This window comes from Bavariicoccus seileri WCC 4188, assembly GCF_000421665.1.
GTDB classification, from domain to species: domain Bacteria; phylum Bacillota; class Bacilli; order Lactobacillales; family Aerococcaceae; genus Bavariicoccus; species Bavariicoccus seileri.
Map to the genome: position 1 here is coordinate 48,741 of NZ_ATXL01000002.1, position 26,893 is coordinate 75,633.

28 protein-coding genes are annotated in these 26,893 nt (G+C 39.8%); all 28 read right to left on the reverse strand.

Annotated elements, in window-relative coordinates; genetic code table 11:
* Nucleotides 1–38: 38 nt before the first annotated feature.
* The 28 genes from H541_RS0100710 to H541_RS0100845 all read right to left on the reverse strand — a co-directional run bounded on the left by H541_RS0100710 (nucleotide 39) and on the right by H541_RS0100845 (nucleotide 26,845).
* Nucleotides 39–326, reverse strand: coding sequence for a YggT family protein (locus H541_RS0100710; protein ID WP_022795438.1), 288 nt, complete (start codon nucleotides 324–326; stop codon nucleotides 39–41).
* 15 nt (nucleotides 327–341) lie between these two features.
* The gene (locus H541_RS12645; protein ID WP_022795439.1) at nucleotides 342–851 is read right to left on the reverse strand and encodes a cell division protein SepF; all 510 of its coding nucleotides are present in this window, start codon (nucleotides 849–851) and stop codon (nucleotides 342–344) included.
* A 230-nt stretch (nucleotides 852–1,081) separates the two neighbouring features.
* Nucleotides 1,082–2,362, reverse strand: coding sequence for a cell division protein FtsZ (ftsZ, locus tag H541_RS0100720; RefSeq protein WP_022795440.1), 1,281 nt, complete (start codon nucleotides 2,360–2,362; stop codon nucleotides 1,082–1,084).
* A gap of 35 nt (nucleotides 2,363–2,397) precedes the next feature.
* Nucleotides 2,398–3,789, reverse strand: a complete 1,392-nt coding sequence (ftsA, locus tag H541_RS11125) for a cell division protein FtsA (protein ID WP_022795441.1) — start codon at nucleotides 3,787–3,789, stop codon at nucleotides 2,398–2,400.
* A gap of 188 nt (nucleotides 3,790–3,977) precedes the next feature.
* The gene (locus tag H541_RS0100730) at nucleotides 3,978–4,700 is read right to left on the reverse strand and encodes a cell division protein FtsQ/DivIB (RefSeq protein ID WP_022795442.1); all 723 of its coding nucleotides are present in this window, start codon (nucleotides 4,698–4,700) and stop codon (nucleotides 3,978–3,980) included.
* A gap of 125 nt (nucleotides 4,701–4,825) precedes the next feature.
* Nucleotides 4,826–5,926 carry an undecaprenyldiphospho-muramoylpentapeptide beta-N-acetylglucosaminyltransferase gene (gene murG, locus H541_RS0100735; RefSeq protein ID WP_022795443.1) on the reverse strand — a complete coding sequence of 367 codons (1,101 nt, stop codon included), beginning with the start codon at nucleotides 5,924–5,926 and terminating at the stop codon, nucleotides 4,826–4,828.
* A 139-nt stretch (nucleotides 5,927–6,065) separates the two neighbouring features.
* The gene (gene murD / locus H541_RS0100740) at nucleotides 6,066–7,472 is read right to left on the reverse strand and encodes a UDP-N-acetylmuramoyl-L-alanine--D-glutamate ligase (RefSeq protein ID WP_156831850.1); all 1,407 of its coding nucleotides are present in this window, start codon (nucleotides 7,470–7,472) and stop codon (nucleotides 6,066–6,068) included.
* A 169-nt stretch (nucleotides 7,473–7,641) separates the two neighbouring features.
* Nucleotides 7,642–8,604 (reverse strand): phospho-N-acetylmuramoyl-pentapeptide-transferase, encoded by a 963-nt coding sequence (mraY, locus tag H541_RS0100745; RefSeq protein WP_022795445.1) that lies wholly within the window; start codon nucleotides 8,602–8,604, stop codon nucleotides 7,642–7,644.
* Nucleotides 8,597–10,093 (reverse strand): UDP-N-acetylmuramoyl-L-alanyl-D-glutamate--2,6-diaminopimelate ligase, encoded by a 1,497-nt coding sequence (locus H541_RS0100750; RefSeq protein ID WP_022795446.1) that lies wholly within the window; start codon nucleotides 10,091–10,093, stop codon nucleotides 8,597–8,599. Before H541_RS0100750 ends, mraY begins: the two co-directional genes overlap by 8 nt.
* Before the next feature lie 4 nt (nucleotides 10,094–10,097).
* A complete protein-coding gene (locus H541_RS0100755; RefSeq protein WP_022795447.1) occupies nucleotides 10,098–12,290 on the reverse strand; it encodes a penicillin-binding protein in 2,193 nt (730 codons plus the stop codon).
* The gene (gene ftsL, locus H541_RS12650) at nucleotides 12,283–12,663 is read right to left on the reverse strand and encodes a cell division protein FtsL (RefSeq protein ID WP_022795448.1); all 381 of its coding nucleotides are present in this window, start codon (nucleotides 12,661–12,663) and stop codon (nucleotides 12,283–12,285) included. Before ftsL ends, H541_RS0100755 begins: the two co-directional genes overlap by 8 nt.
* A gap of 47 nt (nucleotides 12,664–12,710) precedes the next feature.
* Nucleotides 12,711–13,658: a 16S rRNA (cytosine(1402)-N(4))-methyltransferase RsmH gene (gene rsmH / locus H541_RS0100765; protein ID WP_022795449.1), complete on the reverse strand. Its 948-nt coding sequence runs from the start codon at nucleotides 13,656–13,658 to the stop codon at nucleotides 12,711–12,713.
* Nucleotides 13,659–13,927: 269 nt separating this feature from the next.
* The gene (gene mraZ, locus H541_RS0100770; RefSeq protein ID WP_022795450.1) at nucleotides 13,928–14,359 is read right to left on the reverse strand and encodes a division/cell wall cluster transcriptional repressor MraZ; all 432 of its coding nucleotides are present in this window, start codon (nucleotides 14,357–14,359) and stop codon (nucleotides 13,928–13,930) included.
* Nucleotides 14,360–14,494: 135 nt separating this feature from the next.
* Nucleotides 14,495–15,508, reverse strand: coding sequence for an LTA glycolipid anchor biosynthesis glycosyltransferase, IagA/BgsA family (locus H541_RS0100775; RefSeq protein WP_022795451.1), 1,014 nt, complete (start codon nucleotides 15,506–15,508; stop codon nucleotides 14,495–14,497).
* Between the two features lie 11 nt (nucleotides 15,509–15,519).
* Nucleotides 15,520–15,897, reverse strand: a complete 378-nt coding sequence (locus H541_RS0100780; protein WP_022795452.1) for a hypothetical protein — start codon at nucleotides 15,895–15,897, stop codon at nucleotides 15,520–15,522.
* Between the two features lie 383 nt (nucleotides 15,898–16,280).
* Nucleotides 16,281–16,460 (reverse strand): 50S ribosomal protein L32, encoded by a 180-nt coding sequence (gene rpmF, locus H541_RS0100785; protein ID WP_022795453.1) that lies wholly within the window; start codon nucleotides 16,458–16,460, stop codon nucleotides 16,281–16,283.
* A gap of 58 nt (nucleotides 16,461–16,518) precedes the next feature.
* Nucleotides 16,519–17,076: a YceD family protein gene (locus H541_RS0100790; RefSeq protein ID WP_022795454.1), complete on the reverse strand. Its 558-nt coding sequence runs from the start codon at nucleotides 17,074–17,076 to the stop codon at nucleotides 16,519–16,521.
* A 74-nt stretch (nucleotides 17,077–17,150) separates the two neighbouring features.
* Nucleotides 17,151–17,858: an aspartate/glutamate racemase family protein gene (locus tag H541_RS0100795; RefSeq protein WP_022795455.1), complete on the reverse strand. Its 708-nt coding sequence runs from the start codon at nucleotides 17,856–17,858 to the stop codon at nucleotides 17,151–17,153.
* Nucleotides 17,855–19,108, reverse strand: coding sequence for a carboxylate--amine ligase (locus H541_RS0100800; RefSeq protein ID WP_022795456.1), 1,254 nt, complete (start codon nucleotides 19,106–19,108; stop codon nucleotides 17,855–17,857). The genes H541_RS0100795 and H541_RS0100800 overlap by 4 nt, the downstream gene beginning before the upstream one ends.
* Before the next feature lie 61 nt (nucleotides 19,109–19,169).
* Nucleotides 19,170–21,059, reverse strand: coding sequence for an asparagine synthase (glutamine-hydrolyzing) (gene asnB, locus H541_RS0100805; protein ID WP_022795457.1), 1,890 nt, complete (start codon nucleotides 21,057–21,059; stop codon nucleotides 19,170–19,172).
* Nucleotides 21,060–21,070: 11 nt separating this feature from the next.
* Complete coding sequence (locus H541_RS0100810; RefSeq protein ID WP_022795458.1) at nucleotides 21,071–22,246, reverse strand: nucleotidyltransferase family protein; 1,176 nt, start codon at nucleotides 22,244–22,246, stop codon at nucleotides 21,071–21,073.
* 4 nt (nucleotides 22,247–22,250) lie between these two features.
* Nucleotides 22,251–22,991: a class I SAM-dependent DNA methyltransferase gene (locus H541_RS11135; protein ID WP_022795459.1), complete on the reverse strand. Its 741-nt coding sequence runs from the start codon at nucleotides 22,989–22,991 to the stop codon at nucleotides 22,251–22,253.
* Nucleotides 22,991–23,356, reverse strand: a complete 366-nt coding sequence (gene rsfS, locus H541_RS0100820; protein ID WP_022795460.1) for a ribosome silencing factor — start codon at nucleotides 23,354–23,356, stop codon at nucleotides 22,991–22,993. The genes H541_RS11135 and rsfS overlap by 1 nt, the downstream gene beginning before the upstream one ends.
* Nucleotides 23,357–23,471: 115 nt before the next feature.
* Nucleotides 23,472–24,176 (reverse strand): bis(5'-nucleosyl)-tetraphosphatase (symmetrical) YqeK, encoded by a 705-nt coding sequence (yqeK, locus tag H541_RS0100825; RefSeq protein ID WP_022795461.1) that lies wholly within the window; start codon nucleotides 24,174–24,176, stop codon nucleotides 23,472–23,474.
* A gap of 94 nt (nucleotides 24,177–24,270) precedes the next feature.
* Complete coding sequence (locus tag H541_RS0100830) at nucleotides 24,271–24,852, reverse strand: nicotinate-nucleotide adenylyltransferase (protein ID WP_022795462.1); 582 nt, start codon at nucleotides 24,850–24,852, stop codon at nucleotides 24,271–24,273.
* The gene (yhbY, locus tag H541_RS0100835) at nucleotides 24,842–25,183 is read right to left on the reverse strand and encodes a ribosome assembly RNA-binding protein YhbY (RefSeq protein WP_022795463.1); all 342 of its coding nucleotides are present in this window, start codon (nucleotides 25,181–25,183) and stop codon (nucleotides 24,842–24,844) included. Before yhbY ends, H541_RS0100830 begins: the two co-directional genes overlap by 11 nt.
* Nucleotides 25,180–26,322, reverse strand: coding sequence for a ribosome biogenesis GTPase YqeH (gene yqeH, locus H541_RS0100840; protein WP_022795464.1), 1,143 nt, complete (start codon nucleotides 26,320–26,322; stop codon nucleotides 25,180–25,182). The genes yhbY and yqeH overlap by 4 nt, the downstream gene beginning before the upstream one ends.
* The gene (locus tag H541_RS0100845) at nucleotides 26,306–26,845 is read right to left on the reverse strand and encodes a YqeG family HAD IIIA-type phosphatase (protein ID WP_022795465.1); all 540 of its coding nucleotides are present in this window, start codon (nucleotides 26,843–26,845) and stop codon (nucleotides 26,306–26,308) included. Before H541_RS0100845 ends, yqeH begins: the two co-directional genes overlap by 17 nt.
* Nucleotides 26,846–26,893: the final 48 nt, after the last annotated feature.

Sequence of the window (26,893 nt, forward strand, 5' to 3'; positions counted from 1 at the left end):
TACCACCAAAACGCCAGTCCATTATGGAGAAGATCATCTTAGTGGATCATCATCATAATTCTGACAAATAGGATATACAATCCACGTTGTACCAGTTGTAAAAATATCACGCCTGCCATTACTGAGAAGCCGATGCCACCAATAGATGGGATCACACGATCAAATATCTCCAGATAAGGTCGCACTAATTTTTCGACCCATTCGCCTAGTTTTGAATCTCTAGCACCTGGTAACCAACTCATCAAGGCATAGACCACAAGAAGCAAAGAATAGACATAAATGGCAGAATCTAACGCTCGCCATACATAATATACAAAATTGCCCACTTTTTTACCTCCTTATCATGATGAGAAGAATCTTTCATTTTGTTCAGCATCCTCTAAGACACCATCAATCGTCATTGATGGTGGTGTTGCTACAAAGATACCATCACGAACTTTTCGTAAGTCACCACCGACGGCATAGGCGATTCCTGCTAAGAAATCTATAATGCGTTGGGCTTCAACATCCTCAACATTTTTAAAATTGATAATCAATGCTTGATTGCCGAGTAATTCATCTGCAATTGGTTCAACTTCAGCATAAACCTTTGGCTCCACCACATGGATTTTAGAAACCGGTGCAGGTGAGACTTTTCCTTTATTACGTTGAGGTAATGGTGCTAAATACCGCTCTCTTCTGTTATTCATACTAGAAGAACGACTGCTTGATGATGGACTAGAAGCCTCCGTATGTTCCATTGGCGTTGACGATGAAGCAGCTTTCTCAACATCCTCTGACTCTTCGTAATCTTCATATTCCTCTTCATCTGTCATTAAAATAAAATTTTTGAGCGAATCCATCAAACCCATGATCTAAATACCTCCCTATCCTTTTTCACTGACCACTTTAACTGACCACTTAAGCGGATCATTTCTGTAACCAACGTTAGAGATCCACAAGAACTCTGTCTGGTCACTTTTAATACTTGTTTTTAAAAAACAGGATGGGACAAAAAGCCCCATCCTCATATAATATCGTAAGGATACTATAAAGTTATTATCTATGAACTTCATGTTCAGGCTGTTTATCAGTACTCAGATCATCGATTTCTCTTACGGAAGAAAGGTGGAGTATCCAACCCATCATTATCAGTACCCTTTTTATTTTCTTCTACTGGCGGTAAATTCGTGTCAAAACCAGTTGTATCCTCTTGTTCACTTGGAGCTGGACGATTTGGTTGATCACGTTTCAAATCCCAATCTCCAAACAAGTTTTTATCTTCTTTTTCACGTGGAGCACGTTCAGCTCTTGTAGTGTCTTCATTAAAATCTGATTGTCTACTAGCTTGTGGCCGTGAATTTGGTGTCCGACTATTGAATGGTGATGATTTTTTATCACTAACAGCTTTACGCTCATTACGCTTATCTAAATCGATCCCAGTAGCAATAACGGTTACGATGACTTCATCTTGTAAGTTTTCGTTGATTGAAGTACCCAAAATAATATTGGCTTCAGTTGTTGAGGCTTGGGCAACAATCTCACTCGCATCTTGTGCTTCAAACAAGGTCAAATCTGGACCACCAGCGATATTCAATAGGATTTGTTCAGCACCATCGATTGAAACTTCTAGTAATGGTGAAGAAATAGCCTTCTTAGTTGCTTCTGCCGTACGGTTTTCACCACTAGCAGCACCGATACCCATCAATGCAGAGCCTTGATCTTTCATGACTGTCTTAACATCGGCAAAATCCAAGTTAACGTAACCTGGCGCAGTGATAAGGTCTGAAATACCTTGAACACCTTGACGTAAAACATTGTCGGCTTCACGGAAAGCTTCAAGCATTGGTGTCTTTTTATCAACAATCTCGAGTAACCGATTGTTAGAGATGATGACTAATGTATCTACATTTTGTTTCATTGCAGCAACGCCTTCTGCCGCAAAACGTCCGCGTTTAGGACCTTCAAAGCTAAATGGACGAGTCACAACGCCAACCGTTAAAGCCCCTAAGCTTTTCGCGATTTTAGCAACAGTTGGTGCAGCACCAGTTCCAGTTCCACCACCCATTCCTGCTGTAACGAAAATCAAATCTGCGCCCTCTAGAGCAGCTTGAATGGTTTCTTCACTTTCTTCAGCAGCCTTTGCACCAACTTCAGGCACAGATCCTGCCCCTAATCCCTTGGTCAATTTAGGCCCTAATTGAATCTTTGTTTCTGCTTTTGAATTTTTTAAAGCTTGAGTATCTGTGTTTGCAACGATGAATTCAACACCTTGAACACCTTCGTCGATCATACGGTTGACAGCGTTATTACCTGCTCCGCCGACACCAATCACCTTAATCACAGCACCATTTTCCATTGCATTGTCAAATGAGTATTCCATTTGTTATCCTCCTTAGCAGCTAACCACTGCATTTGTCATTCTTCCATCAGAGATTTAAAAAAGGCTTTGATACGAGCCCAAAATCCATTTGGATTATTTGGTTTAGTCGTTGTATGTTTTGCTTTAGGTCTGGCTTTTTGAGCCGTTTGTTTTTGCGGGTTGCTAGCAGTCTCTTTTGAGTTTGCTAGATCGTTCGTATTAAGATTCCGAGAAGATTCCGATGACGACGACTGGTTCATCGGTGCTCCTTTTTCAGTAATCGGATGCGGTGCTTCACTTTGCTGAGCTATACGATGAATATCATCTAATTGGCAAGCATAAGTTACAAGACCCAGACTGGTCGTATAACTTGGATGACGTAAGCCCATTTGATCTGGCATAAACGGTTTAACCGGAATCTCAAATACTTCTTCTGCCAATTCAACAGCTCCTGGTAAAGATGCTGCTCCACCAGTTATGACAATCCCTCCTGGTAACCTTAGACCATCCACTTCGGCTAAAGCCCGTTTGAGTGTTTGGAAAGTTTGGAGTAACCGAGCTTCAATAATCTCAGCTAAATAATGTTCATCCACTTTCACTGGTTCTTTCTTTCCTATCGTCTCAACAGAGAAAAATTCTTGATCAGATGTGTGAGAGGCGATAGCATACCCATATTCGCACTTTAATTGTTCAGCACTTTTTTGACTTGTATTTAAAATAATCGAAATATCCCGTGTGACAAATTCGCCACCTTCTTGATCGACAAATGAGAATTTCAATTGGTTTTCATGAAAAATCGATACGCTCGTTTGACCGCCACCCATATCAAGTAGAATCGTGCCAAACTCACGCTCACCATCTGTCAAAGCTACTTGAGCGCTAGCAATAGGTTGGACCACCAAATCAATCAAGTTCAATCCCGCTTTTTGAACGCAGCGTTTGATATTATGAATAATCGTTCGTGGACCGGTGATCATATTCGCATGTAACTCTAAGCGAACACCAATCATACCACGTGGATCCTTGATACCATCAAATCCGTCTACTATAAATTCCTCTGGTAATACTGAAATAATGTCACGCTCAGGAGCGACTGATCTTACTTTAGCCGCCGCTATCACGTTATAGACGTCTTTATCGGTTATTTCTCGATTGTCACTGGCCACAGCAATCATACCATGGCAAGGTTCGATTTGAATTTGGTTGCTAGGAATCCCTACGACAACATCTTTAATCGTAGTTCCAGATTTTTGTTCAGCAATCTTGACAGCTTCCTTGATTGCCGTGACAGTGTCATCAATATCGACGATGACGCCACGACTCAATCCATTCGTTTTTTCAGTTCCAACCCCGAGAACATTTAATTGACCTTTAACGTATTCAGCAACTACGACTTTGATTGAAGTGGTTCCAATATCTAAACTGACATAAACTCTGTTATGATGCATGTTTATTGAAACCTCCTTACTTTCAATATGAATTATTTTATACTTTAGTATACTTACTTATTCTAGCATAAATGAGCTAAAAAAATGAGTTCTTTTACTATTACTTAACCGATTTTTTCGTTTGTAAACTAGTTTTCTTTAAATTGTAATGCAGAGACATTATTAGACATCAATTAGCAAAGAAGACATTAGTTGTCTTGTGTTACCGGTACTGTCTCATTTTGATCACTTTCTTTAAAATATGCACCCTCGTCTAGATACAAAATTCCCTCTTTATTTCCTATTTCCTTTTTCATAGCTGGATAATCTGCCATTTTTACCATGATTGTATCTGATATGCCAATAACAACTTGCCGATCACTCATTGTTAGAGAGACTTCATCAGAATCCTCTGCAAGAGTCATCGAAACGATATTGGTCCTAACCGCATCATCGAGATTATTCAAAGATTCGAGAAATATTTTATTTGCATGCCAATCATTTGGCGTAATAAGAATGGGTAAAATAGGTGCTTCATTGGGATCGACTGCCTCTAACGTCTGACCATTTTTCAAAATGGGTAAATAACTATCTCCATTTTGCCACAATGCTAAAACTTTAGCCTCGTCCACTTTGAGCCACCAACCGATATTCTTCGTATACGAAAAGTCAGCAGCTAATACTTGAGGCGAACTCGCTTCGACGTTACTTTCGATACTTTTTTCTTTTAGCCAAAGATCAACGACTGAAATCCCAGGCTTAATATTCATGTCTTTGACCAGGGTTGTCGCATCTAAATCATGCGTCCCACTCACCTCGATCGTAGTGACTTTACCAAATGGCGAACTCAAAAAAGCACCCCACAACACTAAGAGCGTGAAAAGGATAGCCAATAATGGCCAGCTTGGAATTATGACCCTTTTTTCTCGCATGATATCCGCCACCCTCACAACCTTAGTATTCTAGCGTACCTGTTTTTTCCGTTTCACCAATTACATCGCAGCTCGACACTTCTCTTATAGTTTACCAAATTATTTGCGATAGACCATCACAAAAGTCACAAGACATCGTTGATAATAGAGATAATGCGATTACTAGCATTGGTAATACCCATTTTTCTTGCTTCTTCTGCCATTTTTTGGCGTTTAGTTTGATCAAGTGCATAACGATCAATCACAGTAACCATTGCGTCACCAGTCAAATCCTTTTGAAGAATCATTTCTGCAGCGCCCTGATGTACCAGACTTAATGCATTAGCTTCTTGATGATTATGTGTCACATATGGACTCGGAATCAATAAACTAGCTAACCCTAACGCTGTTAACTCAGTCAGGGTTGTCGCTCCACTACGACAAACCACAAAGTCTGTTATCGCAAATAATTCTGGCATGTTATCGACATAAGGAACAATCGTAATATTCTTAGCCTTTTTACCATTTAAAGCCTTTAAAAGATCATCATATAAGATTGCCCCGCTGATCATGGTAACGTGGTAAGGTTTATCGCTCAACCCATCAAAAGCATCGACGAATGCTTGATTGATCACTTCAGATCCCCGGCTTCCACCAAAAATAACGACCTCAACCCCTGATTTTGAGGTGATGGGATGTTCCTTCAAGTAAGTTACTACCTGTTGACCACGTGGATTGCCCGTCATTACGATTTTATTCTCTTGTCCCGCAAAATCTTTCCGCACATCATCAAAAGAAATACAAATGCGGTCTACGAAACGACTCAATAACTTATTGGTGACACCTGCGACGCTATTTTGTTCATGAATGATTGTAGGAATATTCAAGAGATGTGCCGCATAAAGCACTGGTGCACACACATATCCCCCCGTACCAATAACAACATCCGGAGCAAATTCTTTGAGCATTTTCTTAGCTTTTCCAATACTTGTCATCAAGTAATAAACTGTCTTGATATTGTCCAAAGATAATGACCGTTTCAACCCTTGGATACGCAAAGACTCGAATGCATATCCAAATTTTGGAACAATATTTTTCTCTAGCCCGCGCTTTGAACCAATATATAAAAATTTTGTGTCTGGAGAACACTGTTTAATCGTTTCTGCCAACGCTAAGGCAGGATAGATATGTCCTCCTGTTCCACCACCAGATAAAACAATCCTAAGTGGTTTTTCTTGATCTTTCATAAGTCACCTAAACTTCCTAAATAGTCCTAACTGTTACTAAATCTCTCCAAAATCTTACTAACTGTTCTATTGTCTTTAAATATTGACCCTAAATATCGACCTTAATATTGACCTTCAAAACTTCAAAACTGAGTTTTCACTACTTTTGGTCTGCTGTCAATTGTGTAACTAAGGATATAAAATGATCACCACGTTCTTCAAAAGTATGGTACATATCCCAACTTGCACAGGCAGGTGAAAAGAGCAATGTATCTCCTGAATGGATAGTTTTGAAGGCTTCTTTTGTAGCACATTCAAGATCAGGGACAACAACAACTGGAATCGCTAAGCGCGTAAAGAAATCTGCTAATTTTTCCTTTGTTTGGCCATAAACAAACGCTTTTTTGACCGGTTTAACGGCTTCTTTTAAGTCATCAAATCCGTTCCCACGATCTAGACCTCCAGCAATTAGCACAACATCCTTGTCAAAACTATGCAAAGCCGTTTTAGTGGCTGCAATGTTAGTAGCTTTGGAATCGTTATAGATATCAACGCCATGATAGTTTTTTAAAAACTGCAACCGATGTTTAACGCCCTTAAAAGTTGGTAATTTTTCCGCAATCACTTCATCACTGACTCCCAATAAACGAGCTACGGCGATTGCTATCATTGCATTTTCTTTATTTTGAATACCAGGAATTGTTACGATCGAACTATCGAAGAGTTTTTGATCGCCAAAATAAATTGAGTGATCATCACACCAATAGCCATTTTCCAAGCGACGACTTGAACTGAATGGAATCTGTTTAGCCTTGGAATGTGAAGTAACCAAAGACGGTAATTCTTCACCATTAGCATTATATATGATATAATCGTCGGCCGTTTGGTGTCTCGTAATGTTCATTTTTGCTTCAATATAGGCAGCTCGTGAATGATGATAATCAAGATGGGCTGAGTAGATATTTGTGATAGCAGCTATATGAGGGGCCAAGGCCTTAGTTCCTGCTAATTGGAAACTTGACAGTTCCATTACCAAGTAGTCCTCTGGTTTCACCGTTTGAATAACGGTCATCAGCGGAATTCCTATATTCCCACCTAAGTGAACACGCTTGTCGTAAGCAGCTTTCAACAACAGATAAGTCATCTCAGTCGTTGTTGTTTTTCCATTGCTACCTGTTATTCCAATCAAATCACCCTCACATAATAACGAAACTAACTCAAGATCCGTTATAACAGGGATGTTCAAGCTTTGCGCCTTAACGACCATCGGATTTTCATAAGGTATGCCGGGATTTTTGACGACAAGATCGATTGCTTTATCAGACAATAGGTTAGTTGGATGGCTCCCAGTTACTAAACCAATGCCTAGCTTTTGGCACGTTTCAACCGTTTCTTCATCTGCTGGTTCATGCCGATCATTGATAGTTACCTCATTTCCTAATCGACGTAAGACTGTTGCAACTGGTAAACCAGTCACACCCAAGCCAAGAACTAAGACATGCTTTTGTTTTAGATCCTCACACTTTTTCACAACAATCCCTCTTTTATTTTCTGTGATTTTGACCATTTTTACCCAATTCACATTATTATTGCTTCCATACTTGCATGCTTTCCTATTTAAAGATTTTATACTTTCATGAGTCTATATTTCTATACATCCATTGTCTATTATGTAAGATAATAAATCATCACGTTCCTCATCATTATTTTTCTGACAAAGATATAAAAATCACTTACTACCAGATCCACAGCAATGTTACTGCTGAGACAATAACTGTAACGACACTAAAGACGATCACAATTTTATTTTCTGACCAACCACTCATTTCAAAATGATGGTGGATAGGACTCATTTTAAATAGCCTTTTTCCGGTCCTCTTGAAATAGGCTACTTGTAGAATCACACTTGAGGTCTCAATCACATAAATGAGACCAATCCCTAATAAAGACCAAGGTTGGTTTAATGCTAATGAAATAGCAGCTAAGGCACCACCAATTGCTAAAGAGCCAACATCCCCCATAAATATTTTAGCGGGTTTGAAGTTATAGCATAAAAAGCCAAGAATCCCGCCAATTAAAATACTGATAAATAGAACGATACCATAATTTTCTACATGCAGCGCATAAATCAGAAAAAAAAGTAACGACAAGATCGTCGTTGAGCCTGACAAGCCGTCGATGCCATCTGTCAGATTAACGGCATTGGAAAAACCAGTCATCCATATAATACCGAATAGAACGACCAACAAAGCGATATGGATCGGTGTAGCAAAGAATGGAATGACGAGGGTGTGATCATGACTGACTAACCAAACCATGACGATCAACCCAATGACTAATTGAGCAATAAATTTTTGAAGTGACTTTAATCCTTCATTTTCTTTCTTGAATATCTTTAAGAAGTCATCCGTAAACCCGATCAGGCCAAATGCCATTAAAGAAAAGACCAATGAATAAAAGATAGGGTCAGTTGGTAGATCGAATAATGGCAGTAAAAGGCTAAAAAGTAAGACCGTTGCCAAGATAATAACGCCACCCATTGCAGGTGTCCCACTTTTTTGTTCGTGCCATTTTGGGCCTTCTGCTCGAATAGCCTGCCCATATTGCTTATGTTTCATCCAATGGACCCAAAAGGGCATCAGTGAAACCGATAAAGCAAATGATAATGATGCGATAAATAAATAAATTCCATTAGACATGATGCTCACTCATCCATTCCTTGATAGCTTCTCTAGCATAGGCATATTCATCAAAGGGATAGGACTTTGTTCCGATGATCTGCCCATTCTCACTTCCCTTACCAGATAAAACGACAGTGTCTCCAGGTTGAGCTAGTGCAATAGCTTGGTGAATCGCCTTACGACGATCGATTTCTCTTTTATATGGAGCACCACTATTATCTGCAATAATCATATCGATGATGGTATTAGGATCCTCATCCCGAGGACTTTCAGAGGTTAAAACAACTTGATCAGCCAATGTGAAAGCTGCCTTACCTAATCCTGGTCGAATTGATTTATCTCTATTCCCACCATCATGACCAAATAACGAAATGAGTCTTCCCTTTGTAAAATGTCTCACACTTTTTAACAATTTTTCAAGACCGTCTGGTGTATGGGCATAATCAATGATAACGTTGAATGGTTGTCCCTCTTTGATAAAAGTCATACGATCTGGAATCTGTGGACAGCTTCTAAGGGCAGCTACAGCCTCACTCACGTCAATACCAACTACAAAAGCAGCTGCAATACTAGCAAGTGCATTTTCAACATTAAACTCCCCTACAAAAGGTAAGACCACCTCATAGTGTTGACCGATTCCTTTCAAGCTAAACGTCATTTCATGATCATTATATTGATAGTCATTGCCATAAAAGTCAGCAGAACTATCTAGTGTGCTATAAGTTACCACTGGAACGCTAGTACGATTAGCAATGACACTCCCATAAGGACTGTCAGCATTGATGACTGCCGCTTGAGGATAATTTCCCTTACGCGCATTACCAAGTTGCGAAAACAAAGTACTCTTAACGGTGCAATACTCTGCCATCGTTTTATGCGTCTCTAAATGTTCAGGTGTCAAATTGGTAAAGACAGCGACATTGAAATCAACACGCCAAGCTCTACCTTGAAAAAGAGCATGTGATGAGACTTCCGCCACACAAGACTCCACTGATTCCTCTTTCATTTGAGCTAGTAAGCGTTGAAAGGTCAATACATCTGGTGTGGTGTTTTTAGTGGGATAGATTGTGTCATTAATTCGGTTATAGAGGGTGCCAATTAAGCCAGTCATTTGCCCTCTTGCTCTTAAAATATGCTCAATGAAATGAGTTGTTGTCGTTTTTCCATTTGTTCCAGTGACCCCAATCATATTCAATTGTTCGCTTGGATAGCCATAAAACTTGGCAGCGACATTAGCCATCACACGCCTAATATCGCGTACATATACTATTGGTACGATTTTTTCTAATGAAGGTAACGGTTTGGTTGCTACTAAACAACTTGCTCCTTTTGCGACGACTTCTTCAGCAAAGTCATGACCATCTACGATACTACCAGGAATACAGAAAAAAAGTGCTCCCTCTTTAGCTTCTCTAGAATCTTGAGTGATACTCGTAATCGTTATAGATTCAAGAGGTAAAGATGTCGTTTTGATTGGGATCATTGCGAGTAGTTCATTTGCAAACATATCATTAGTCCTCTTCTTTCAATTCAAAAGTTATATTCCAGACGTCCCCTTGGGTAATTGGTCTGCCCGCTGGGATATTTTGTTCGGTCACAAAACCTTGTCCATGGCTAGTAATAGTGACTCCAATTAAGTCTGCTAAATGGGTTACATCTTGTTTAGACCATCCTGTCATATCTGGCACTGAAGCATCGCCTTCTGTCAAGATGAATCCCCGATTTCCAGGGAACAAGCTAGCCCCTGCAGATGGGTATTGAGCTGTCACTGTACTCCCGGATCCAATTGCTTTCATTTGAGTTATACCTAAATCTTTTAAGGTCTTCTCTGCTGTTTTTAGGTCTTGACCTACCAAGTTAGGAAGAGTCCCACTGGTTTGTGTTTCCTCATCTAGGTAACCGCCGGACTTCAGCGCTCTGGTCAGTAGTGGTTTAAATACTTGTGCCACGATTTCTGAACCACTTTGGCCATCAGGATTCTTTTGTGGTTGTTCCACCGTAACATATGCCACATATTTAGGATCGTCGGCTGGCGCAAAACCAACCACAGAATAGATATAACTGTCGCCCTCTTTATAATATTGACCGGTTTCAGGATCAACCATCTCGGCAGTCCCTGTTTTAGCAGCCAACTGAACACCAGGAATCTCATAGATCTGCCCAGTTCCTTGCTCATTATAAACGACTTCTTTGAGATATTCTAATGTTTTTTTGGCACTATCACTTGTGATGGGATTAGCAATAACGTCGTTCGTTTCTTTTTTTAGTTCCTTCCCGTTTGCTGACAAGGTGGCGTTATAGAAATGAAGAGGTCTCATTTCACCGTCATTAGCTATCGTGATAAAAGCTTGCATCATTTGCGCGGCCGTAGTCGAAATACCTTGTCCAAACCCAGTCGAAACTTTTTGGAGTTGACTGTCAAATGGATTTGACCCTGTTGCTTCATTAGAAAAACCAGAGTTTGTTTTTTGATTGATGTGGAAGGCATTGAGGTAATCATGCCATTTTTCCTCGCCCATCGCCGTAATCAATTTCACAAATAAGACATTACTTGAACGTGCGACACCGTCGAGATAGCTGATTGTTCCCCAACCGACTTTGTTATAATCATGGATTGTATCATCATAGATTTTTACTGTTCCAGATTCATAGGTTGCTGTAGGATCAAAGACACCCTCATTGATGGCAGCTGCCAGTGCTAAGACTTTCATCGTTGACCCCGGCTCATAAGCATTCTCGTAAAACAGGTTTTGCCAACTATCATCGATGCCTGATAGAGTATTCAAATTGAATGTTGGGCGTTGACTGACAGCTAGAATCTCCCCCGTTTCGGGATCTGCTAAAACAGCTTGCATCGTTTTTGGAGCATACTTTTCGTAGACCTCAGACATGACAGCTTCAAGCGATTGTTGCAGGCTACTATCAAGCGTGAGCTGTATCGATTGGCCATCATGTGGTTGTGTCACCATCCGTCTGGTTTGAGGAATCTCTAAACCATTCCCATCAACTTCCACGGTGTACTGCCCGTTCGTCCCACTCAATTGGTCGTTAAATAAGGTCTCAACACCCATAGCACCAGTTAATAAAGATTGGTCTTCACTAGCATCTGTTGTATCTGTGGCATCATCAGTTGCACTTTTATCTTCGCGCTGCGTATAGCCAATTAAATGTGACGCATAAATGCTATTAGGATATAACCGGGCTGGCTGCTCCTTAAAGACTAACCCAGTAAATCCCTCTTTTTCGATGCGCTCTTTTTCTTGTATCGTCAAAGATTGGGATTTGCTCCCAAATTGGACTTCCTTTTGGTCCTTTTTATTCAGTTGTTTCAAAATATATTCTTTATCCTGATCAAGAACGAGAGATAATAGGTTGGCTAAATCAGCTTTCTGGTCTTCTTGAACATAGTTTGGCTTCCCACCTGGTACCGACCACTCATCTGTTAAAACAGCTGATAATGCATAAGAAGTAGCATCTAGCGCCACTGGCTCACCGTCACGATCAACGATACTGCCTCGACTAGCCGCTACAATGCTACTTCTAGTAGATAACTCTGCTGCCCGCGCTCTTAAATCGATGCCTTTCACGGATCCAGTCACCATGATATAGCTAAAACGCAGACCTAACACAACAAAAGTGATGATGGCTGCCACACCCATTCCAAAAATCAACAATTGTTGCCTTTTCTTTTGCTTTTTAATCATTCTTGATGGTCCTCACTTGATCTTCATTGATTTTTAGACCGTATTCAGTGGCAATTTTATAGATACGATCATATTGACTCAATTCATCTCGTTGTTGCTTTAAAACAGATTGTGTCGTTTTCAATTCTGTCACTTTTTGTTCCATCTCCCCTAAAACACGTGTGTTACTAGCAACGCGTTGTTGGGTAGTGATGGCTAAAGTTGTCATAATTGCAAGTATTGTAAAGAGCAAGACCCAGTAGCCCCAAGCGATTCCTTGTCTGACAACCACGACTGTGGGTTGGTCAATGACCTCTTTTTCTGTCGCATGGTCAAGACTTGCGACATAGTCATCTTGCCATTTCTTTTCAACAGCTTCGTTATGTGTTGCCATTGCTCTCACTTCCTTTTTCACTAAGAATCAATTAGGTATCATTTTTTCTATTTCTTTACCCGTTCAATGACTCTTAATTTCGCTGAACTAGCTCTGCTATTTTTTTCTAACTCTTTTTCTGATGGTAGGATAGGCTTGCGTGTCACCAACTGATAATCCATTTGTTGAAATGACGGCAATATCGGTAAATTATGTGGTGTTTGCGGTGGCGTCGTGACCTCTTTATACATCGTTTTGACGATTCGATCTTCCAATGAATGGAATGAAATGACGCTCATCCGTCCACCTGGTTTCAATAATTTCAAACCTTGCTCGATGACACTTTCTACGGCTCCCAACTCGTCATTTACCGCGATTCGAAGGGCCTGAAAAACTCGTTTTGCTGGATGTCCCCCTGTTCTCCTTGCTGGAGCTGGGATGGCATCACGGATGATATCGACTAATTGTAAAGTCGTTTCTATTGGCGCCTTTTGACGTTCCTTCTCTATCTTCCGAGCGATTGCTTTTGAAAATCGCTCCTCACCATATCGAGAGAATATCCGCATCAAATCATTGAAGGAATACTCATTGACGATGATTTTGGCAGTCAATGGATTACTTTGGTCCATTCTCATATCAAGTGGTGCATCAAACCGGTAACTAAAACCTCGTTCTGGCACATCGAACTGTGGAGAAGATACTCCAAGGTCGAAGAGTAACCCGTTAACACTAGTGATTCCCAGGTCAAGAAGAGCTTCAGTTAATTCTTTAAAATTACGATGAATTAATACTAATTTTCCTGATTCAAGCTCTTTTTGAAACAACGACTTCCCATTAGTGATAGCCACTTGATCCTGATCAAACGCTATCACCCGACCACTGGACAATTGAGATAGCAAATAGCGGGTATGACCGCCCCCTCCAAACGTACCATCCACATAGATGCCATCAGGTACTACATTTAGTTCATCTACCGTTTCCTGTAACAAAACAGTGGTATGTTCAAATTCGGACATAAACCGCACTCCATCATCATTCTTTAGTTAGTTGCTTATGACTAACTCATTACATTCTTGACCATATTAATTCTGATTTTATTTATATTTTTATTTTTTGTTTGTATTTTTGCTATAATTTTTAGACTTCATTTAGACTTCGATTCAAACTTCAATTTAGGCTTCAATTTAGACTTTATTGAACGTTACTTGTAGTGAAGCTTTTAATTTCTTTTTTGTAACTCATTTAACGCATTAGATGGTTACCTTTAGGTATGATGATCGGTTAATCAAAAATCGAGATCAATCATATTTTCTGCAATCTCATCAAAGTTCTCTTCAGTAGAATCCGCAAATTTTTGCCAACGATCGTCACTCCAAATTTCGATTCTTTCACTGACACCGACAATATGGCAAGACTTTTCTAACTTAGCAAAATCCACCAATGTCTTTGGAATGTTGATACGACCTTGTTTATCGACCTCTACCTCAGTTGCTGCAGAATAGAAAAACCGAACAAAAGCACGGGCATCACGCTTAGCAAGTGGTAAATTCTTGAGTTTGCCCTCAAGTGTCTCCCAAGCTTCTTTTGGATAGCCAAATAAACAACCATCCAACCCACGTGTCAGGATGAACTGCGATGTCAATTCGTCTCGAAACTTTGCAGGCATGATCAAACGGCCTTTAGTATCGATATTATGTTGATATTCTCCGATTAACATCGCTTATCCTCCAATCTTTTATTAAGGTCCCCCTTAGTCTACCACAATCCCCCACTTTCCTCCACAAATTAACCAAAAAAATAACCCTAGCACCAAAATGCTAGGATTTTTAAGATTCCATTCAGTTTTTGTTCGTTATTTCTGTTTTTGCTGATCCAATAATCGTTGATAAATCGCCTTTAATTGCTGACCAATGTGGGGGAGCGCCAGTGGGAGTACTTCATCATAAGCTTGAACCACCATTTGAGATTGATTATGGGTCAAACCAAAACGAATCGCTTTTTCAAACTCGTCTAAATTTTTTGCCTTTAGCACTGTTTTATCAGCTGGCAACCACTCCTCATAAATTGGAATATCTCTAACGATTGCCGGCGTTTTCAAGGCCATTGCCTCTAATAATACGATGCCTTCTGTCTCTTCGTAAGTCGGAAACAAAAAGAGGTCAGCACCTACATAAGCTTCCCTTAATTCCTCTGGTTGGACATAACCAGGCATCACAACGTTAGCTGGTTTATGTTTGATAGCCTCGCGTATTTTGACAGGGACTAATTGTTCTTTTGTCCGACCAAACCAGAAAAAAGTAATCTCAGGCATCCGTTTTGCTAATGCCAAAAAATCTAAAATACCTTTACGTTTGATCCAAAGTCCCACACTGACGACTACTGGCTGCGTTTGTGTTAACCCATACTTTTGTCTAAAGGCCGTAGGATCAATTAAACTTCTTTGATAGTGATTTAAGTCGATACCATTAGAAACAACTTTGATTTCTTTCTTGATGTGATAACTTAATAGCAATTCTCGGCTGTAGGCACTAGGTGTCACGATAATATCTCCACGTTGATAAGCATACTTCAACCATTCCTTGAAGAACGGAGCAGCTAGATTAGAACCAATAAATGAATTCTCAAAGTCCTCTTTAGTCGAATGAGCATGCATCACAACTGGCTTTCCTTCACGTTTACAGAGTTTTGCGATACGAATAGAATTTAAAAAATAGGTATTGATATGTGCTAGATCATAGCTATCATTGGGGTCAGTCGTATATGAAACTTTAGCACTCTTGAGTGCCAACTTTTGATGCTCGATTGCTCGACCTAATCCTGATTCTTTGATTAGATTTTCTGCTTCTGAATAGAGTAAAACTTTCATGAATGACCTACCTATCTAAAAAAGTTATGGACTACTAACATGCCAATGAGAGTGAAATACATGACCCACATGAGTAATGTGGTAATCGAAAAATATCGGTGCATAAAAGAGCGATAGGTTAGCCTTGGGCGAGTTTGTGCCCGTAAAAAAAGCAATAAGATTCCTACGCTGCCTAATACTAAAAAGAGATAGCCTAACCACCCAGTCGCTAATTCTAACGATGACACAACTGTAATGACTACGAACAATGGCAACCACATAACTTCTCTTCTGGAAATGCTTAAATTAGTTTTCGTATAAAACAGTTGATACGGCCTTGTCAAAACGGTCAATAACCATAAGCCTATCGGAATCCCTAATAATACAATACTAACGATAGAAATTGACATACTACACCCTTACCTTGATTCTTATTTACCACTTGCAACTGGTTGATTGCCACTAAAGCGTCGTTCTTAAGCAACTTCACTAAAGCAAATTCACTAAAGCAAATTCACTAACTTTTTACTACCGTTTTACTAGCTCAAGAACGTGATGGCAACGCGCTATTTCACAGCTGCTTTAACAGTCTCTCTTGATAGTCCATAATCCATTATAACATTACAGAAACAGTTTACCACGGTATAAAGTATGAGATAGTTTCAAACCTACTAAGCTGTCAAAAAACGATGTATAAAAAAAGATCCCTTATCAAAACCGTTTCAACTACGAAATCGTTTTGATAGAGAGATCAGGTTTTTAGTCACTATAAATCTACTCTTATAAGATAACGTTATTTTTCTTTAACGTCCAATACTTTTCTACCTTTATAATAACCACTTGGGCTAACATGATGGCTCCTGATCAAATCGCCCGTTTCTGGATCGATTGTCATTCCAGGTACTGCCAATTTTTGGTGAGTACGTCTTTTGTTCTTACGAGATTTTGATGTTCTTCTTTTTGGTACTGCCATTAATTTCACCTCCTATAATAATCAGTGCACTGCTGAGGGTCGTCATGCATCCAGATGACTAATCGGTCTCATCATCTTCATCATAAAACCGAGCTAAATCTGCTAGGCGCGGATCAATCTTATCAGCTTTCTTGGCTGATTTCTCTTTCAAGTACTGATCCTCTTTGATCACTGCCCAATCATTTCCGGACGGTAACGTGGCAGTTTCTTTTTGTTCGCTCGCTGATAAAACTTGCAAGGGCAACGCGAGTAAGATGGCATCTTCGATACCTTGGGACAGATCTAGTAAATCACCTTCTAATGGTAAAGCTACTACATCATCCTCCTTGGTCGCTTCTGTGAGGTAAAGTGGTTCAACATATCGTTCACTAACCGTCGCTTTTATCGGTACTTCTACCGGCTCAAGAGACCGTGAGGAAGGCAATGTCACTACCGTCATTACGTCATATTGCGCCAAGACGCCATGTGTTTCAGGAATAAGTATACCTTTTACGGTAACATCCTTCACACCTAGCACTTCTTCATTGCGTTGCTGTAATTGTTGATCCAACGAAATCGTATCTTCAAAGGAGATAAGGTCTCCCTGATTGACGAGTCTTTTGACTGACCATTGCATCGTTTTCACCCCTAGTACAACTACTAAATTATAGCTTCTAAGCTATTGTTTGTCAAACTTAAATCGTGATAACATTACTTTTTTTGCGTGATATGTGCAAGTCTAATCGTCTCTTTCACTAATAACTTCTCAGCATCTATGATGGGATACTGACGAATTGGATCATGGCTGTTAACATAAGAGACTTCAGTGCATCCTAGAATAGTCGTAGCAACTGATAGCGCCTTGAATTCTTCTAATATTTCTTCATATAACTTCAGATTCGCTTGACTATGTTCTTTGACATCATCATAAATCAATGACGTAATAGCTTGTTGCAAGTCTTCACTAGGTTCGACAATCTCAAATCCAGCCTTGGTCACGAGGTCAGCATAAAGCTTTGAGCGTACCGTCCCTTTCGTAGCAAAAAGTCCCACCTTTGCCCCAGCTGGGAGTGTTCGTTTTAATTCATCCGCTACAAGTGTCAACATGCTCACTAATGGGATATCAGTTGCTTGTTGCAACTCATCAAAAAAGTAATGAGCTGTATTACATGGCATTACAAAAAAATCAGGTCTCAATGGTGTTATTTGTTTGATATCTTCCAACAAAGCCTCAGCTGGGTTTGGATTGGAATGATCCAATATATAATCAGTCCGATCTGGAATCGTCGCATGATTCACGAGCAAGTAATCAAAATAGGCTTGGTCGCTATCGGGATGAAAATGGCGGTTCAACTCTACCAGAAAATTGGTAGTTGCCAGTGTCCCCATCCCTCCTAAAATTGCAAAAAAATGTTTCATTTGTCATCAATTCCTTTAGACTGCTTTTTTAACTCTTGATAATTACGGTAAAACTTTCGGTAAAAGTTGATTTTTGACAACATAATATAGCTTTGACGATGCCAATTCATATCTGCTGGATAATACAGAGGATGGACAACTTGCCCTTCTCTATAGCACATTTTGACGTCTTTCAAATATGGGTTATCGCGCAATTCAAATTGTAACAGTTTTTTAGGGACAAGAGAAAATAGTTTCTTCTCTGTTTTTAGATCACTTTTTACTGCTTGACGGTATAGATAATCCTCAATGTAATAGTATGCCACATTATGACCCGTCATAGTGACATAGTAATTACTGACACCAAGCCTTGGGTTCAATTCAAAGAAGAGGTAATCATTGATTCGATCATCCCAAATCAAATCAAAATTTGCAAAGCCTGTAAAATTAAAAGCTTCCATCAATTGCTTAACATGTTGAAAAACGCTATGACTACAATCTTCACTCAAGATTACTAAGTGATTCCCAATACTCTCAGGACCATGATCCTCTAAAATGATCCGACCAAAAACCATCATTTTGATTTCTCGATCATGTGGCGACCGATAACAAGTCACTACTGCCTGATCTGTATCCACTCCCGGAATAAACTCTTGCATGACAAAATCATCTGGGTAACCATTATCGCGCATAAGATTAAGTGCCCGAGACGCTTCATCTAGGGAATCACAAAAATAAACTTTGTGTTTACCTGCAAAATGTAACGGTTGATAACTAGGAGTGATGGCTGGTTTTATCACTAATGGGACGGTAACGTCGGATGGTAAGATTGGGTCTTTCAGATGCCAAGTCTTAGGATAAGGCACCCCTACTTTTTCACACATTTGATAGAATTGGCTCTTATCGACTGCTTTCTTCAGCACAGATTGGGGAACATAAGGAACGATCCAATCTTCTGGGAAAACATCCCGATAAGCTATCAAGTCATCCACGAACTCATCATCAGAGCCAAAAACAATTTTAGGGACATCTTGTCCTTGATACTCAGCAGTGATTTCACCAATCACTTGCTTTAAAACCGTTTTAAAGTCCGTTCTTATTGCTGGATGGACATGATAATCCAAAATTTTTGAGTGCGCTACAGGACCAACAATCTGAGCCAAAACGAGATCACTCGTTACACCATATTGCTCATGAAGTGCTCTAGCTAAACTATATCCGCCACGATTTCCACCAAAAATGATGGGCACAAACGGTTGTGTATTTGTCATAACTTCACCTCTAAGACATTTCTTTGCTCTTTGATTTTCTTGTCCTTTGCTTCTCTTTAAATCACACTAATTCCGTTTGACAGTTTCCTTCATCTTCAATGAAGTAGATTTGATACCATGTTAAGAAAACATATGCTGTCCAAATTTTACGCCCATTGTCGGCTACTTTGTGAAGATGATCCTCCAACAAGTGTAACAGTTGATCTTGGTCAAAAAATTTCTTTGTAAGATCCATTTCGAAAAGGGCTTTAACTTTACCATAGAATGGATCTTTTCTGAGCCAATGTCTGATTGGTACTGGGAAACCGACTTTCTTACGGTTTGCCCATTCGTCTGGTAAAACGGATAATGCAGCTTCACGCAAAGCATACTTTGTTTCCTCATAGTTTGCACGATATTTTGCAGGAATTGTCTTAGCCAACTCCATGACTTCTTTATCGAGAAAAGGAACTCGGAGTTCAAGTGAATGTGCCATACTCATCTTATCTGCTTTCAATAAGATATCACCAGGTAACCACACATTCATATCTAAATATTGCATTTTAGATAATTCATCTTGTTGACTGACCTCATCATAAACAGGCCGACAAATAGCGATGGCACTTGGTGATTGGCTGAAGGGTTCAGTGACCATATCAAGTGCTTCTTGATCAGTATAGACAATTGCTTGACCAATGAACTTTTGTTCGATTGGTAGTGTCCCTCTCGTCAAGAAATGATCTAATCTAGGATTATGATGCATAGGATCAATGATTCTCTTGGCAATTTGTCTAAGTCCTAATGGAATCTTACGATAGTAATCATTGAGTTTAGAGGGCTTATACCATTCATAGCCTCCAAAGATCTCATCTGCTCCTTCGCCTGATAAGACAACTTTGACATCCTTACTTGCTAATCCTGCCAGAAAATATAACGGGACAACAGAGGGATTAGAATCTGGTTCATCTAAATGATAAATGATGGTTTCCATTTTATCAAACGCTTCATCACCAGAAACGAATTTTCGCTTATTATTAATCCCTAATTGCTTAGAGAGTTGTTCAGCTAAATCAGTCTCATTGAACATTTTTTCATATTGATTAAACCCAACAGAATACGTCAAATTTGGTTTCAGCAAGGCTGTAATATAGCTAGAATCGATTCCGCCGGATAAAAAGGATCCTACTTGAACATCAGATATTTCGTGCATTTTGACAGATTCTTGAACGGTTTCTTTGATTTGTGAAACATAGGTTTTGAGCGGCAAGACTTTCTTGGAAGGGATAAATTTTTGCTCCCAATACTTAGTCTGCGTGATAACCCCATCCTTAACTGTCATATAATGACTAGGTTTCAACTTATACACTTCTTTAAAGAAGGTCTCCTCTAACGGATTATATTGAAACGTTAGGTATGGTTTTAGAGCAATTTTGTTGAGTGACTTTATGAATCTCGGATGATCCATAAATGCCTTAATCTCTGAACCAAAAATAAAGGATCCATCAGTTGTGTGCTGTGTATAATATAAAGGTTTTATACCGAAACCATCACGAGCCAATAATAACTTTTCTTCTTGGTCATCCCATATTGCAAAGGCAAACATACCTCTCAGTTTTGGAATGATACCTTCCCCATACTCTTCATAGCCACGGATAATGACCTCACTATCTGTCTTAGACGAGAAATGATAGCCTAATTTTTTTAGTTCTTGACGTAATTCTTGGAAATTATAAATCTCACCATTGAAAACCAAGCTATAGCGTTCGTCCTCACTATATAACGGTTGGTTTCCTTGACGACTCAAGTCGATAATGCTGAGTCGTCTAAATCCTAAAGAAACATGGTCATTCGTATACTGACCGTAACTATCTGGTCCTCTATGGGCGATTCGGTTCGACATTAATTTCAAAGTTGTTTCATTATCAGGTAAAATACCTAACTTACCATTCACATATCCTACAAAGCCACACATATGGCTACCTCCTAATAAGACTGCACAGGCTTCTCCAGCGTTTTATAATAGTCTGGATAGAGTTTAGACAACAATAGATCTACTTGATCTGTCATTTGGAAGTCATCACTAAACAATTTGTATTGAGTAGTTAAATACGGTAATTGTTTCTCTTTTAAATAAGTTCTTCCAACTGGTGAAAACCCTAGTACACGTCTTTTTGATGTCGGACGAGAAAACGGGGCTAGCATTTGACTTTTTGTAAGACCAAATACTATACATAATGCCATTCGTCTCGTACGAGCTGTTGTGATGCGCTTATGTTTGACGCTTTCTAACCATTCTTCATAAGTCTTAGCTAAGCGAGCCACTTTTATCAAGCGATACTCAATCCCTTCATCCACTCCGTAGTAAGAGCTAATCTGTTTGGGAGTCAATACTAGCAATTGCCACTGTAAGTGGTCATATAGACTTCTGTCAGTAATCTTACCAAACCGCTCTAATGTTTGAAACTGATTTTCAGAAATCCAATCCCATATAGGGTACTTTTTAATGATTTCTTTAGAATTGTTCATTTTGAAAATATGTCTTATTTTTGACCCACTGACACCCTTTTCAGTCGACAGACTATCATGTTTACTCTGTCTTTGAATAACAATCATATCCATAGGTTCTGTCAAGCGACTATTGCTCAAACAATAAGCTAACCCCAACTGGGCGTTAGGGTTTCTCAATAATGCGATGCTTTTTTGACTATCTTTGAGGCGGGAAACTGCTGTCTCAAAGTTTTCGGCATAACCGAGATTGGCCAAAGCATGGTGCTTCATGTAACCATCTATCTCATCACGATTCTTCTCCAACAAATCAACTGTCTCACGAAAAACACTCGAGTCCCCAACTTCACTACCAAAGGCATAAGCTAGACAACCAGCCAAACGTAGGGTCTCAACTCCAGCACGCGCAAAATAATCAGTGGCTTGTAAACTAGCCCATACAGGTTGTTGAATCACAAGATCTGCACCGGCTTCTAATGCCCATTTCGTTCTAATCTGTTGGTCTACAAAAGCAATAGACCCTCTTTGCATCAATTGACCGCTCATGGCAACAATAACCACATCAGCACCTGATTGCTTTCTAGCTTCTTCAATCACATACCGATGCCCACTATGAAGTGGATTAAATTCTGCTATGATTCCAACTGCTTTCATGCTGTCACCCATTCTTATACTTGTAAGCAGCAAAAAACAACCGTCCACTCTCATCACTGGCTGGCTCTTGATCAAATGCACTAGAAGGATAGACTGTGTAAAATCCTACTTCATAGAGCCATTGGACAATCTCTGAAATACTGTATGTTGTTTCAAAGTGATCTTCGACTGAACGTTCATACTTTCCATCCGCTTGTTTTAAAAAGATCTCAAGATGGTGTTGTACCGTATCTGGATTAGCCAGTTCACTCGACCATAGGACTGCACCCTGTTCGTTACTGTCATGGTATAAAAAGCCATCAAACTCGTGTAACGTCCCTAACGAATGGCAATCAAAGAGAAAAACACCGCCATCCCTCAAGTGATCATATACCTGTTGAAAAACGGACTGCCATGGTGAGTCAACAAGGTAACACAAGCTATCACAAAAAGAGACGACGGTATCAAATTGACCTAGTTTCGCTAAATCAGTCATCGACTGGACGCTAAATTCAGCCGACAACTGTTTAGACCTTGCCAAATCGATCATCTGTTGCGACAAATCGACACCAGTATAGTTAAGATTTTCATAAGTAGCCAATAGAGCTTTTGCAAGATTGCCAGCACCACATCCTAGATCTAAGACCTGACAGGCATCGAGAGACGACTTACCCTCAGGCAAATAAAGCGTCATATAAGTAACCCAGTCGCGGTATAGAGCCTTTGGCATCAATTGCTCGTATAGACGTGCAAAACCTTCATACATCACTGATTTAAGGCCTCAATATTGACTAAAGGAGCATCAGCCCAAAGCTTTTCAATGTTGTAAAACGACCGTTCAGAGTAATAGAAAACATGGACAATCACATCGATACAATCGATTAAGATCCACTTATCGCCATCCTTACCCTCTACATTTTTGATATCATAGCCTGCTTTAGTAACGGCCTCTTCTACGCCGCTTACAATAGCATCCACTTGGCGATCATTCTTACCACTAGTCACGACAAAATAGTCTGCTAATGGTGTCAAATTAGAGACATCTAGTGCTAATGTATCTGTTGCTAACTTATCATCAAGAGACTCGATAATCACTTTTAAAAGTTCTTTGTTTGGTTTCAAATTATTCATTTCTCTCCCATCATTTTTAATTCATTTTACTGATTCTATTTTTACTGAACCAATTTTTTCTGATTTTAATTTTAAAGGATTAGATGTTCTGACGCTTCGAGTCTAGCCCTTATCCTTAATGTTCCTGAAATCCGGCAACTTGTTTATTATAGACGGTGACTGCTTCAGGATAAATCGGTTTGTGTGTTGTCACCAAATGCTCTAAACTATGACTAATTTTGAAATCACAGGCTTCTTTTAGCGATGTTCTAGCCAGATTGCGAGCAATCTCAACGCCAGAAAAATCACGTTTTGGTTCAATATAATCTGCCACGAACACAACTCGGGCCAGATCATCCATATGTTCGCCACCAATCGTATGTTGCCAAATACCATCATAGATACCCTTGTGGGTAAGACCATACTCATGCTTCAAGCGATAGGCTGCCACTGGTCCATGAACAATAGCGCTGCCATAATCACTCAAGGTTTGAGATAATCCGGTCTTATGCAACCATTTTAGCTGGTCGCTTTTTGAGAGCTCTTTACACCAATCGTGACTCAAGCCACAAATACTGGCTGCTTCTTCATCCACTCCATAATGACGGGCTAGGCCGATAGCTGTTTGTTCAACTCTGACACAGTGTTCAAAGCGATGATCAGACAACGCCTTTTTGACAACGCTTATTAGCTCATCACGGCTGAGATCAATATAACCCTTATGATAAACGAGTGCCACAGGTTCAGGGTAATAAGGGACTTTGTCCACCTCAGCCTGGGGTATTTGCTGTAACGGTTCAAGTTCTTTGCTGTTTGTGCTGTTTTTCTCTTTATGACTCATTTTAAACCCTTCTTTAGTGATAAAACATTGGTGATAAGCTCTTTTTGAGAGGCTATCCTACTGTTAAAACGACTTTTTCAAATGACTTTGTTTACTAACGATATAACTCTTCAGCTTCGATATAGGATTTTACATTATCAGGAACGATATACTGAATACTCTCTCCAGCTTTTACCATATCGCGAACTTTAGTGGAGCTAACAGCCACTAATGGTGCTTTTAGCCAAGTCAGTGGGAACGGCTCTACTTTCTCATACCCTACCCGTTCAAAGGCAACGATAGGAATCATCTTCCTGAGATCATCGATTCTTTTCCAAGTAGGTAAGTCAAGGACCATATCGCCACCAATGATTAGAAAGAATTGAACATCAGGTTCAGACTCTTTCAAAGTAGCTACAGCATCAACTGTATAACTCTTGCCATCACTTTGCTTTGGCTTTTGGGCAGTTAACTCGACGGTCAAATGTGGGTCATGGGAAGCGATACGTTCTACCATTGCTAACCGTGTCTCGAAGGGGCCTGTTTTCTTACCACTTTTATGTGGTGGTAGATAATCTGGCATCAATCTGACCTCGTCTAATTGCAATTGATGAAAAGCTTGATCGGCCATAATGAGGTGAGCCAGATGAGGTGGATTAAAACTACCTCCCAAAATGCCTACTCGTTTAGTTGTCATGATCGATGCCTTCACCAAATGTCTCAAAATACGCTGCTGATACATCCCGATATTTTGGTTCACTTGCGACACGAAATACGATTGAGATACGACCGATTTGGCTAATCACTATGGCTCCAATACTTTCTAAGGCCTCTTTGACTGTTTCATTCGTTTCGTCTGAGTTTTGCAGGATACTGATCTTGATTAACTCCCGTTTAGCAAGAACGCGATCGATATCCTCCAATACTTCGGTTGAAATACCATTTTTACCAATTTGAACGATTGGCTTTAAAGGATGTGCTCTTTTCTTAAAAAACTGTTTTTGCTTTCCACTTAAGTTTTTACTCACTCTGATTTAACTCCTTGATCTTGTCCAAATAGCGCTGGTCTGATGATAATATCATTTTTAGCAACTGCCCAAGCACTGATTTGGCTAGGTTGATTAATTGTGATCCAGCCTAAACCCGAATAGACCACATCACTCGCTTCTTTTACCGTATAGGTGTGTTGTTTTAATGGAAGTGGTTCGGATTTTTTTGGCGGTTGTAAGATGCCACCGACATGTTTTTGGTAAAAGGCATCTGCTCGACTCGTCCTTGTTCTATGAATCAATAATTGATTCGGCAAATAGCACGTGACACTTCCCCTTTTTGGACCTTCATAATCTAAACGAGCAACTCCACCGATGAATAAGGTTTGTCCCTTATTCAATTGATAGGTGATTGGTCTCAATTCTTTTTTAGGCATAATGTATTTCAGATCAGATGGGTCTAAAAAGCTAGATAATTGATGTTTTTGGATAATCCCTGGTGTATCGATGATCGAAGCCCCATCATCCAAAGGGATAGCGATTCTTCCCAGAGTCGTTCCAGGATAGTATGACGTTGTAATTCTCTTTTTATCCTCACCGACTGCACCAAGTATGCCATTGATAATGGTTGATTTTCCGACATTAGCCACACCAACTACATAGACGTCTCGTCCCTTACGAGCGTTTTCGATTGAAGCCATCAACTCATCGATTCCTCTATTTTTTGAGGCAGAAACAAACGCAACATCGACGGCATTGATGCCCTGTTCTTTAACCCTCTTTTTGATGTAATTTTTCAGTTTTCTACTATTGAAGCTTTTTGGCAATAGGTCGATTTTGTTAACCGTTACGAGGACCGGATTTTTCCCGACAAACCGTTGAAGTCCATTTATAGTCGATCCATAGAGATCTAACGCATCTAAGACATAAATGACTAATGCATCAGAAGCTGCAACATCATTTAATAACTCTAAAAAATCGTCGTCGGTCAATGAAGCCGGACTAATTTCATTGTAATGTCTTAGTTTGAAACAACGGGAACAATAGACTGAATGATGTTGTTTTTCAACTGCTCTCGCGAGTGCATTAGGAGGGATATACCCTGATCCATTTGGGTCATCTACCTGTAATTTGGCACCACAGCCAGGGCAATAGCGATTATTAAGCATCTGTGTCATCTAAAGAATCCCTCCATTCTAATAGTTTTTTGCGATCGAGATAACGATATAACAAATGGCGTTCTAAGAAACGGTTAGTTCTGGTCTTCCAACTATCTGTATCGACTAGAGGTTCAACTAAAATCGTTCGAACATTTGCCCTATTTCCTGCCCAGATATCAGTAATCAACTGATCGCCAATCATCACAACTTCGTTTTCAGAAAGTTTAAGTTGGGATAAGGCTCTTGTGATGCCACTTGTCATTGGCTTTTTTGCTCTTGCTACATAAAGAACACCCAGATTGTCAGCCACTCTTTTGATGCGTTTATCCGAGTTGTTCGAGACAACCACGATGGGAATACCAGCAGTCTTAAATTGCTTGATCCACTTCATGGTTATCTCTTTTGCATCCGGATTATTCCATTCCACTAATGTGTTGTCTAGATCGGTCAAGACAGCTTTGATTCCTAGAGCTGTCAATTGTTCCGGCGTGATATTAAAAATCGTCGTTACAAGCCATGTTGGCTTAAAATTATCAAGCACTGTTACTAGTCCTCATTTCTAAAAAAACCACAGATTAATAAAAATCCA